Here is a 10,928-nt window from a genome sequence, read left to right as displayed (position 1 = left end):
TATACATATTCAGTGAGCAACACCATGCAAACTCGCGTTTTCAAAAGCGGCAATTCTCAAGCCGTGCGCATCCCTAAGGAATTGAATTTCCCAGATACCTTGCAGGACGTGGAAATCGAACGCCGTGGCAATGAACTGGTGATCCGCCCATTGCGCCAACAAAAACTGCATGGGCTACAGGCAAAACTCGCCGCTTTCAGTGCTGACTTTCTGGCAAACGGGCGACCACCCGCCGAACCTGAAACCGATCGTGCGGGCTGGTGACATGCGCTACCTGCTGGACACCAATATCTGCATCTACCTGATCCGTCGTCACCCACCGGAAGTGTTACACCGGCTGGAAAGCCTTTACTGCGGCGAAGCGATGATGTCTGTGGTGACGCTGGCCGAGCTACGCGCTGGCGTGGAAATGCACGCCGCCACTCGCCAACAGAATGAACAGGCATTGGCAGGCTTGCTGGAGATGATTCCCGCCTTACCTTTTGGCAATCAGGAAGCAGAGAGCTACGGCATCCTGCGCGCTGCAGTGCGCGATCGGCAGCGCAATGCGCTGGATCGCCTAATTGCAGCTCACGCCTTGAGCCTCAACCTCACGCTCGTCACCAACAATGAGCAAGATTTTCTGGGCTATCCCAACTTGCGAGTGGAAAACTGGGTAACGCAAGTGCACGAATCTGTCGGCACTTACCAAACCTGAATATTTCCGACTAGCCCGCCCTACCGCACCCCGCTAAAATACCGCCTCCTTTTGTGGCTCCCCCACTTCTTCTGAGGCTCTGATGATTACCCATCTCGACCATATCGCCATCGCTGTTCCTGATCTGCAAAAAGCCATCAGCCGCTTTCTGGAAGACTTCGGCCTCACCTTTAACGGCACGGAAGATGTGCCAGCCGCGAAAACCACCACGGCGTTTTTCCCCATTGCCGGCACGCAAATTGAGTTGGTGCACCCGCTGAACGGCGAAGGCCCGATTGCGAAATACCTCGAGAAAAACGGCAAAGGCGGCATTCACCACATCTGCTTCCGCTCCGACAACATTCTGGAAGATGTGGCGATGCTGCAAAGCAAGGGCTACCAATTCCTCTCTGATGCACCGACCCCTGGCGCACACGGCTGCCAAGTGATTTTTATCCACCCCAAATGCTGCGATGGCGTGCTGATTGAAATTAACCAGCCCGCTGACGACCACCACTGATTTTTTTCTGGAACCTATCTTATGAGCAACAAAACCATCGCTGATTGGCAAGCCTCCGTTGAAAAACAACTGAAAGGTAAGCCGCTGGATAGCCTGAATACCGAAACTCCTGAAGGCATCACGCTGAAGCCGCTGTACACGGCAGCGGATACCGCCAGCCTACCCAACGCCAACACGCTCCCCGGCTTCGAGCCGTTCTTGCGCGGCCCGCAAGCCACCATGTACGCCGGCAAGCCGTGGACAATTCGCCAGTACGCGGGCTTCTCCACCGCTGAAGAATCCAACGCCTTCTACCGCAAAGCTTTGGCAGCGGGCGGGCAAGGTGTTTCCGTGGCGTTTGACCTCGCCACCCACCGAGGCTATGACTCGGATCACCCGCGTGTGACGGGCGATGTCGGCAAAGCCGGTGTGGCGATTGATTCCGTGGAAGACATGAAAGTGTTGTTCGACAGCATCCCACTCGACAAAGTCTCGGTGTCGATGACCATGAACGGCGCGGTACTGCCAGTGTTGGCGGGCTACATCATCGCCGCCGAAGAACAAGGTGTGACGCAAGACCAGTTGGCTGGCACGATCCAAAACGACATCCTGAAAGAATTCATGGTGCGCAACACCTACATCTACCCGCCTGCACCTTCCATGAAAATCATCGGCGACATCATCGCCTACTGTTCAAAAAACCTGCCGAAGTTCAACACCATTTCCATCTCCGGCTATCACATTCAAGAAGCGGGTGCCGACGCTGCGCTGGAGTTGGCTTACACACTGGCTGACGGCAAGGAATACATCCGCACTGCACTCGCTGCGGGCTTGGATATCGACGCTTTCGCTGGTCGTCTGTCGTTCTTCTGGGGCATCTCCATGAACTTCTACATGGAAATCGCCAAGCTGCGTGCAGGCCGCTTGTTGTGGTCGCGCATCGTCAGCGAGTTCAACCCGAAAGACGCGCGCTCGAAAATGCTGCGCACACACAGCCAGACTTCCGGTTGGTCTTTGACCGAGCAAGACCCGTACAACAATGTGGTGCGCACCACCATCGAAGCGATGGCAGCCGTGTTCGGCGGCACACAATCGCTGCACACCAACGCGCTCGATGAAGCCATCGCCCTGCCGACGGAATTCTCGGCCCGCATTGCGCGCAACACGCAGCTCATCATCCAAGAAGAAACTGGCATCTGTAATGTGGTTGACCCGTGGGGCGGCTCATACATGATGGAAAGCCTGACGCAAGAATTGGCTGACAAAGCGTGGGCGCTGATCGAAGAAATCGAAAGCAAAGGCGGCATGGCGAAAGCGGTGGAATCCGGTTTGCCAAAAATGCGCATCGAAGAATCCGCAGCGAAAAAACAGGCGCGTATTGATCGCGGCGAAGATGTCATCGTCGGCGTGAACAAATACAAACTCGCCAAAGAAGACGATGTTGAAATTTTAGAAATCGACAATGTCGCCGTGCGCGAATCGCAAATCAAACGCTTGAACGATCTCAAAGCTAAGCGCGACAACGCCAAAGTCGAAGCCATCCTCAATCAACTGACGGAAGCTGCAAAAACTGGCAACGGCAACTTATTGGATCTAGCCGTACAAGCCACGCGCGCACGCGCTACTGTGGGTGAAATTTCATTTGCGCTGGAAAAAGAATTCGGTCGCTACAACGCACAAGCCCGCACGATTTCCGGCGTTTACGGAGGCGCATATCAAATGGATCAGGATTGGCAAAATATCGTCGAAGAAGTGAAACAATTTGCCGATAAAAACGGGCGCCGCCCGCGCATGCTGGTGTGCAAAATGGGTCAAGATGGTCACGATCGCGGCGCGAAAGTGATCGCCACCGCGTTTGCGGATTTGGGCTTCGATATCGACCTGTCACCGATGTTCTCCACACCGGCAGAAGTCGCCAAACAAGCCGTGGAAAACGATGTGCACATCGTCGGCTGTTCATCACAAGCCGCTGGCCACAAAACGCTGGTGCCGGAACTGATCGCTGAACTGAAAAAACTCGGCGCGGATGACATCATCGTCATCGCGGGCGGTGTAATCCCCAAACAGGATTACGACTTCCTGTTCAACGCCGGCGTGAAGTGTGTGTTTGGCCCCGGCACACAAATCCCCGTGGCGGCAAAAGAAGTGTTGGCGGCGATTAGGAGCTAAAGCCAATTATCAGAAACCAACCCCCAGAAAAAGCCCACTGAAAGTGGGCTTTTATTTAAGAGGAAAAAATGCCACCGCTGCGGTAGGATTATCAGCAACAACAAGAAATACTTCTATGCGAGCGCAACTGTGAAAGCTTTAGCCGCCAGAGTCATCCACTCCACCACCATTGATAGCAAGAACACAGCCAATTTACCCATTGTTCGCTCATTAAAAGTTCTGCTGGTAAAACCTTACCAACTTATTCCCGGGCCTACTCATGCTCCACCGATTGGTCTGCTGTATCTCGCATCCAATATACGAGCAACCTTAGGCGAACACATTGAAGTCCGTGTTTTGGATATGAAATTGCAGCAAATGGAAAACAACGCGATAGATTCAATACTGCAAGAATTTCAACCAGATGTTGTAGGTATCTCTGCTCTTAACTGTGAGGCTTATGCTGGGCATGCGCTAGCAAAACACATCAAGGCAACAAATCCCAATATCATTACTGTATTTGGCGGACCATATGCATTAAAAAATACAGAACAAATTTTACAAGACCCCAATATTGATTGGGTTTTTGAAGGCGCTGCCGATAGAACACTTCCACAAGCTTTAATGCTTTTGGCCCAAGGACAAGCTCCTAACGAGTCCATTCTAGGCATGTCATTTCGCCATCCCGATGGCTCTATTTGTCTTTCAGCACGCCAAGACCAAATCAACGACCTTGATAGCTTAGTGCCACCAGCATGGAATATGATTCAGCTAGACGCCTATGCTAAGGCTCCTAATATGGCACACAACTTACGAGGGAAACGCTACGCTTTGCTATTTACATCGCGTGGCTGCCCCTACCTGTGCAACTATTGTCACGATCTATTCTCAAAAAAATTTGTTTACCACAGCGTTGATTATGTTATTGCAGAAATAGAGCGTTTATACGAACAATATGGCGTTGATGAGTTTCATATTGTTGATGATATTTTTAATCTCCACAAACCACGACTCAAAGCCATTATGGGAGAGGTCACTCGCCGCTGGCCAGGAAAATTAAAATTTGCCTTCCCCAACGGCTTGCGCGCAGACATTCTTGATAAAGAAGTCATCGACGCATTAGCTAATGCAGGCACCTATCTTGTCTGCATAGCGATTGAAACCGTCACCCCACGCCTGCAACAATTAGTGGAAAAAAATCTAGACATAGAAAAAACCTGTCAAGCCATTACATTATTAAGTAAACGCAATATACAAGTGAATGGTTTTTTTATGCTTGGCTTTCCCACAGAGACACCCGAAGAAATAAAAAAAACCATTGCATTTGCCATAAACAGCAGGCTAACTCTCGCCTACTTCTTCTTTGTCACCCCCCAACCAGGAACCCCTATGTACGATCTTGCTATGCAAGAAAATGCCGATGTAACCCATCAAATGAGTCAAATTGAATCCACCCGCTATTTCACAAACTCTTGGTACTGAAGTGCATATGGGCACAAGCTCTCAATTTATTACGCAGTGCAAACTTACGGTTTTATTTGTCACCTAAGCGAATGTATTTGCTGATTAAGCACCTGAGCTTTCGGCTGGTTCTGAAAAATGCCCTTGGTTTTTTCAAAATGATTGTGCATGGATAATGAGATATTTCCAATGAACGCACATTCAGCTCAACTCATTAGCTCCGATCACTCATACAACCAGCCAGCTGCAACACCACAGCGTAAACTACGCGTACTACTTTTAAAACCTTATCAACAAATTGCAGCACCGCTGCAAGCACCACCACTTGGCTTACTTTACATAGCCTCTAGCATCCGAGAAGTGCTTGGCGATTTTGCGGAAATACGCATGATCGACATGAAGCTGCACCGCATGGAACCAGAAAAAATTCTGAGCACTCTCGAAGAATATGAGCCGGATATTGTGGGTTTTTCAGCACTGAATTATGAAGCGTATGCAGGGCACTGTATTGCAAAAATTGTTAAACAATTTCGCCCTTCTATCGTCACTGCGTTTGGCGGCCCCTATGCACTAAAAAATGCACCAACCATTCTCAATGACGAGAACATTGATTGGGTTTTCGAGGGTGCCGCTGACTACTCTTTTCCAGAAGCATTAGAGCGCCTCGCACAAAATAGAACCGTCGACGAGAAAATTTTGGGACTATCTTTTCGACGCGAAGATGGCTCCGTTTATATTTCAACAAAACAAGATCAAATCAATGACTTAGATAGCCTACCTCCGCCAGCATGGGACATGGTCAACCTTGACGCCTACGCCATCGAGCCCAATATGGCTGCTAATCTAAAAGGGAAACGCTACGCAATGTTGTTTACATCGCGTGGCTGCCCCTATCTGTGCAATTACTGCCACGATATTTTTTCCAAGAAATTTGTCTATCACAGTGTTGACTATGTCATTGCTGAAATAGAAAGACTGCACGAGCAATACGGCGTTGATGAATTTCAAATTGTTGATGATATTTTTAATCTACACAAACCGCGCCTGAAAGCCATCATGGGAGAGGTGCAGCGCCGCTGGCCTGGAAAATTAAAATTCGCCTTTCCTAATGGGCTCCGCGCCGACATTCTCGATGAAGAAGTCATTACGGCGCTGTGTGACGCCGGCACTTACGCCGTGTGTATTGCTGTGGAAACTGTAACCCCGCGTCTGCAAAACCTTGTTGAAAAACATCTGGACATTGAAAAAACGCGCCGCGCCATCGCACTATTTGGCAAGCGCAATATTCAAATCACTGGCTTTTTTATGCTCGGCTTCCCCACAGAAACACGAGAAGAAATAAAAGCAACGATAGATTTTGCTATCAATAGCGACCTCACGCTGGCTTTCTTTTTCTCTGTCGTACCGCAATTTGGTACGCCGCTTTATGATCTTGCTATGAGAGAAAACGCAGAAGTCACCACAAGATTAAGCCAAATTGACTCTGGCACTTATCGCAATTCACAATCTTGGTATCAGCAATCGTATAACTATCCCCTGGCGCACACACTGCGCATTGCCAATATTCGTTTTTATTTTTCACCACGACGCATAATCAAAATACTGCGCCATTGGAATTTCAAAGCACTGCTCAGAAGCCTTAAAGTTTTCCTGCGGATTCTTGTTACTTAAGCCAAGATACCCCCAATCCTTTGGGATACCCCCAAAGATACCCCCAACCCCTCAATATGCCCCCAATTGTGCCCCCATTTTGGTTGTGCTGTCACGGTACAGCTAAGAGCGTTTAGGTATCAAAAAGGCACAAAAAAGCCCGCAAATGCAGGCTTTAGGGTTTTCTTGGTATGTTGCGATATGGGGGAATGGTGGGTCGTGATGGATTCGAACCATCGACCAATTGGTTAAAAGCCAACTGCTCTACCGACTGAGCTAACGACCCTCGAAAGAGGCGCTTATCTTAATGTCTGAGCACAAAAAAACAAGTTTTTTTTACGCTTTTATTAGCGATTGATAGCGCGTTGGATCGGCAATACCTGCATCCTGAAACCCTTCGCGACGCAAGCGGCAGCTATCACAAACACCGCAAGCGGCGCCGCTGATATCGGCCTGATAACACGACACGGTTTGCGCGTAATCCACGCCCAAGCGGTTGCCTGCTTGGATGATGGCAGCCTTGCTCATGTGCAGTAGCGGCGCGTGTATGGTGATCGTGCGTCCTTCCACACCCGCCTTGGTGGCAAGATTTGCCAAGTTCTGAAAAGCCTCGATGTACGCAGGGCGGCAATCGGGATAACCGGAGTAATCCACCGCGTTCACGCCGATAAAAATATCACGCGCATCCAATACTTCTGCCCAACCCAGCGCAATCGACAAAAACACCGTGTTGCGCGCCGGCACATAAGTAACAGGAATACCTTCACTGGCATCCGTTGGCACAGCAATACTTTCGTCGGTGAGCGCAGAGCCGCCGATCGTAGAAAGATCCAGCGTGACGACTTTGTGCGTGATTGCACCACCAGCCGTTGATACTTTTTCTGCCGCCGCCAATTCGGAGCAGTGACGCTGACCGTAATCAAACGCCAAGGTATAACAGTCATACCCTTGCTCGCGCGCCATCGCCAATACCGTGGATGAATCCAATCCACCGGAAACCAAGATCACGGCTTTTTTTTGCGGCGAATTGTCAGCGACCACGCTCGTCACCCCAAATAATTTTGTGTAACTGCAACTGCATACGCACGGGTAAGTTATCCGCGATGATCCAATCGGCTAAATCGCGATACGACAACTGACCAAACGATGGCGAAAATAAAATCTCGCTCACTTTATCTTGCAGTTGGTATTGATCAATTTGCATACGCGCCCATTCGTAATCAGTGCGATCACACAACACAAATTTGATTTGATCATTGCTTGTCAACTGCACGATGTTTTCATAGCGATTGCGCGACAACTCACCCGATGCTGGCGTTTTCAAATCCAGTACGCGCGAAACACGCGTATCGACTTCATCAATCACCATCGCGCCGCCTGTTTCCAAAGAAACTGCGTAACCCGCATCGCACAACATTTTTAACAAAGGAATCGCGTTGGGCTGCGCTAACGGCTCGCCGCCCGTTACGGTAACAAAATGCGGCTGATATTCTGCCACCGCCGTAACAATAGCATCCAGAGACATCAACTGCCCGCCTTCAAATGCGTAAGCGGTATCGCAGTACACACAGCGCAGCGGGCAGCCGGTGAGACGCACAAAAACTGTTGGCAAACCGACGGTGCGTGTTTCACCTTGTAGCGAGAAAAAAATCTCGCTGATACGCAATGTTTTTTCAGAGGTATTCACAACAACAATCTGAAACAGTTACATAGATTCAAGATAACTTTTTGCTAAAGGCGCCGACTTAGAATTACCCGCTGCTACCGATTTCAGCAAAGATCTCGCCTGTTCAGTTTTTCCTTGCTGATTATAAATTTTGCCCAAGTTGTATCGCGCATCATCAGCTTTACTGTGATTGGGAAAGCGTTCAATCAGTGAGGAAAACGCTTTGGCCGAGCCATCCATATCGCCCTTTGTTTGATAAATAAAACCCAACCAAAACAGTGAGCTACCCGCGTAATTACTGTTGGGATATTGCTGAGTAATTCCTTGAAAAGCGGCACCTGCTTTATCATTTTCTTTGTTTTTCAACAAACTGTATGCCGCATCGTATTCTGCTTGCCCATCATTATTGACTGCAGGCGCGTTGCTATTCATTGTGGTTGCCGTGCTGGCACCGACACTCGCGTCATTGCTTGTAGAAGCTGCATTTGCCGCACCTTGTGCCATCGCCATTTGCTGTTTGCTCAAGTTATCAATCGCGTGCTGCTGCTCTTCCAACTGCCCGCGCAAATTAGCCACTTCATCACGCAGTTGCTGTACTTGCATAAACAAACTGCCACTACTCGCGTCACCGCCATTATTGACAGTGCCGCTAGAAACGCTGGAACTCGAAACATTTTGTTCTGTGCCATACGTTTGCGCATCAGTCGTTGCACTGATTGCAGAGCTATTACCGTTGCTTACCGTTGCTCGTTGTTGCTGCGTACTGAGGTCAACCACTTGTGCTGGTGCAGCCAATGCAACTTGGCAGAACGACAAAACACTAACCATCACTGCTATTTTTTTTATCTTGCTCATGGATTTATCTCCAAGGATATAAATCAATATCGAAACAAATTGCGTTGCTAAAAAACAAAAAAGGCCAGCCTGACGCTGACCCTTTTTGTCAGCTTTTACACTGACCACCAAAAAAATTGGCGTTTTTATTTAACGATTTCTACGCGACGATTTTTGCTGTACGCAAATTCATCACTGCCTTCAACAGCAGGACGCTCTTCGCCAAAGCTCACCACTTCCAATTGGCTAGAGCTTACGCCACGCATAGACAGATAGTCGGCCACTGATTTGCCACGGCGCTCACCGAGTGCCATGTTGTACTCACGAGTACCGCGCTCGTCGGTATTGCCTTGCAATACGGCATGTTGACCAGAGCTTTTCAGTAATTCGCTGTATGCGTTCAACATTTCTTCAGAAGCTGGTTGAATGTTGGCACTATCGAATTCGAAATACACCACATTGCCGTATTGATCAGAAACAGAACCCCAATCACCACTACCAGAACCAATACCGCGAGTATCCGCACCGCTCAAACCATCCATGCCACTGCTGCCATTCGCAGAACCGTCACCTTCTTCACTGCTCTGTTGGCTAGAGCAACCAGCCACTAAAAGAACGGCGAAAACTACACCGAGAATTTTTTGCATAATTGACATAACTATTTCCTTCGTAAGCGAGTGAAAAATAAGAAAAATTACAACGGGCGCGATTATAGCATCTCAAATTTGAATCGCGCTTCTAAAAATTAAGGTGTGCGAAATGGCCCCCAAGCCGGCTCGCGCACATCGGCATTGTTTACCGGCACAGTCACTTGTACACCACCATCAACCGATACGGTAGACAACACCGAGCGGCCACCGCGCTTGGTGGCATACATGATCATGCGACCGTTAGGTGCCAACGCTGGTGACTCATCCAAACTGGTTTGCGTTAATACAGTGACACGGCCTGATTTCACATCCTGTACGGCCGTGTGAAACACACCGTCACGGCGATGGATAAACGAATACAACTTACCATCCTTACTCATGCGGCCATGTGCGTTGTAATCACCCTCGTAGGTCACGCGCTCCGTCTGACCTCCACCCACAGAAACCTTGTACAACTGCGGTTTACCGCCGCGACTGGAGGTAAAAATGATGGCACTGCCATCAGCAGTCCAGCTAGGTTCGGTATCAATGCCAGGGTGGTTCGTCATCTGGCGCAGCTGCCGGCTGGCAATATCCATGACATAGATATCGGGGTTACCGCCTTTGGATAAGCAAATCGCCAAGCTGCGGCCATCCGGTGAAAATGAAGGCGCACCGTTCAACCCAGGGAAGCTAGTCAAGCGTTCACGGCGGCCTGTTGCCAGTGTTTGCATATAAATGCCAGGACGACCGCCTTCAAAAGACACATACACAATTTGCTTACCATCGGGCGACCAATCCGGCGACAACACAGGCTCTGTACTGGTCATCAACACTTGCTCACGCGCACCGTCTTGATCCGCCATATACAGTTTTACATTGCCAACACCACCGCCCACATAAACAACGCGTGTTTGGAAAACTCCACGAAAACCGGTCAGCGTTTCATACACTTGATCGCTGATGTAATGCGAGAGATCACGCAAGTTATTCGGTCCACCCTGAATGGTCTTGCTGAACATCACTTTCTGACCATTCACATCACACAAAATAAAGTTGGCCGCAAAACCTCCATTACCCAGTGGCGACAACTGACCCGTTACCAAATACTCCGCACCTGTCATGCGCCAATCGCGGTACACCACTTCCGATTCCGAATGTGGGAACGACAACATATTTTGTTTTTCGATAGGCTTAAATTGGCCGCTGCGATACAAATCACTGGAAACAATTTCTGCCACTTGATCACCGCTAAAACCTGCACCACTCCAAGAAAAAGGAATAACAGCAATCGGCGTTGGATTGCGACCGCCTTTATCAATATTGATGGTCAAGCGCTGTGCATTGACTACGCTGCAAGCCAAT

Annotated in this window: 11 protein-coding genes and 1 tRNA gene; 6 read left to right on the top strand and 6 right to left on the bottom strand. The window is 49.3% G+C overall.

What is annotated here, in order from left to right; translation table 11 throughout:
- Positions 1 to 12: 12 nt before the first annotated feature.
- From vapB to R3E63_07340, 6 genes are all read left to right on the top strand, one after another.
- Entirely contained in the window at positions 13 to 264 is a 252-nt protein-coding gene (gene vapB / locus R3E63_07365; protein MEZ5539755.1) for a type II toxin-antitoxin system VapB family antitoxin, read from the top strand.
- A gap of 1 nt (position 265) precedes the next feature.
- Positions 266 to 697 carry a type II toxin-antitoxin system VapC family toxin gene (locus R3E63_07360; protein MEZ5539754.1) on the top strand — a complete coding sequence of 144 codons (432 nt, stop codon included), beginning with the start codon at positions 266 to 268 and terminating at the stop codon, positions 695 to 697.
- 82 nt (positions 698 to 779) lie between these two features.
- Positions 780 to 1,196: a methylmalonyl-CoA epimerase gene (gene mce, locus R3E63_07355; GenBank protein MEZ5539753.1), complete on the top strand. Its 417-nt coding sequence runs from the start codon at positions 780 to 782 to the stop codon at positions 1,194 to 1,196.
- Between the two features lie 21 nt (positions 1,197 to 1,217).
- Positions 1,218 to 3,344, top strand: a complete 2,127-nt coding sequence (scpA, locus tag R3E63_07350; GenBank protein MEZ5539752.1) for a methylmalonyl-CoA mutase — start codon at positions 1,218 to 1,220, stop codon at positions 3,342 to 3,344.
- A gap of 129 nt (positions 3,345 to 3,473) precedes the next feature.
- Complete coding sequence (locus R3E63_07345; GenBank protein MEZ5539751.1) at positions 3,474 to 4,805, top strand: radical SAM protein; 1,332 nt, start codon at positions 3,474 to 3,476, stop codon at positions 4,803 to 4,805.
- Between the two features lie 168 nt (positions 4,806 to 4,973).
- A complete protein-coding gene (locus R3E63_07340; GenBank protein MEZ5539750.1) occupies positions 4,974 to 6,455 on the top strand; it encodes a radical SAM protein in 1,482 nt (493 codons plus the stop codon).
- A 189-nt stretch (positions 6,456 to 6,644) separates the two neighbouring features.
- Here the strand turns inward: R3E63_07340 and R3E63_07335 are convergent.
- From R3E63_07335 to tolB, 6 genes are all read right to left on the bottom strand, one after another.
- Positions 6,645 to 6,720: transfer RNA gene (locus R3E63_07335), tRNA-Lys, on the bottom strand.
- A 50-nt stretch (positions 6,721 to 6,770) separates the two neighbouring features.
- Positions 6,771 to 7,475, bottom strand: a complete 705-nt coding sequence (gene queC / locus R3E63_07330; protein MEZ5539749.1) for a 7-cyano-7-deazaguanine synthase QueC — start codon at positions 7,473 to 7,475, stop codon at positions 6,771 to 6,773.
- Entirely contained in the window at positions 7,465 to 8,121 is a 657-nt protein-coding gene (gene queE, locus R3E63_07325; protein ID MEZ5539748.1) for a 7-carboxy-7-deazaguanine synthase QueE, read from the bottom strand. The genes queC and queE overlap by 11 nt, the downstream gene beginning before the upstream one ends.
- Positions 8,122 to 8,139: 18 nt before the next feature.
- Positions 8,140 to 8,955: a tetratricopeptide repeat protein gene (locus R3E63_07320; protein ID MEZ5539747.1), complete on the bottom strand. Its 816-nt coding sequence runs from the start codon at positions 8,953 to 8,955 to the stop codon at positions 8,140 to 8,142.
- Positions 8,956 to 9,080: 125 nt separating this feature from the next.
- Complete coding sequence (gene pal / locus R3E63_07315; protein ID MEZ5539746.1) at positions 9,081 to 9,590, bottom strand: peptidoglycan-associated lipoprotein Pal; 510 nt, start codon at positions 9,588 to 9,590, stop codon at positions 9,081 to 9,083.
- A gap of 89 nt (positions 9,591 to 9,679) precedes the next feature.
- The gene (gene tolB / locus R3E63_07310; protein MEZ5539745.1) at positions 9,680 to 10,927 is read right to left on the bottom strand and encodes a Tol-Pal system beta propeller repeat protein TolB; all 1,248 of its coding nucleotides are present in this window, start codon (positions 10,925 to 10,927) and stop codon (positions 9,680 to 9,682) included.
- Position 10,928 lies beyond the last annotated feature (1 nt).

The sequence above is a fragment of the Pseudomonadales bacterium genome (assembly GCA_041395665.1).
Lineage (GTDB): Bacteria > Pseudomonadota > Gammaproteobacteria > Pseudomonadales > UBA7239 > UBA7239.
The sequence above is the reverse complement of the archived record's forward strand: the minus strand, read 5'-3'. Positions and strand labels throughout refer to the sequence as shown.

Bases quoted from the DNA above. Each gene is read 5' to 3' on its own strand.
- R3E63_07360 (MEZ5539754.1), top strand. From the start codon at position 266: ATGCGCTACCTGCTGGACACCAATATCTGCATCTACCTGATCCGTCGT.
- mce (MEZ5539753.1), top strand. From the start codon at position 780: ATGATTACCCATCTCGACCATATCGCCATCGCTGTTCCTGATCTGCAA.
- scpA (MEZ5539752.1), top strand. From the start codon at position 1,218: ATGAGCAACAAAACCATCGCTGATTGGCAAGCCTCCGTTGAAAAACAA.
- R3E63_07340 (MEZ5539750.1), top strand. From the start codon at position 4,974: ATGAACGCACATTCAGCTCAACTCATTAGCTCCGATCACTCATACAAC.
- R3E63_07320 (MEZ5539747.1), bottom strand. From the start codon at position 8,955: ATGAGCAAGATAAAAAAAATAGCAGTGATGGTTAGTGTTTTGTCGTTC.
- pal (MEZ5539746.1), bottom strand. From the start codon at position 9,590: ATGTCAATTATGCAAAAAATTCTCGGTGTAGTTTTCGCCGTTCTTTTA.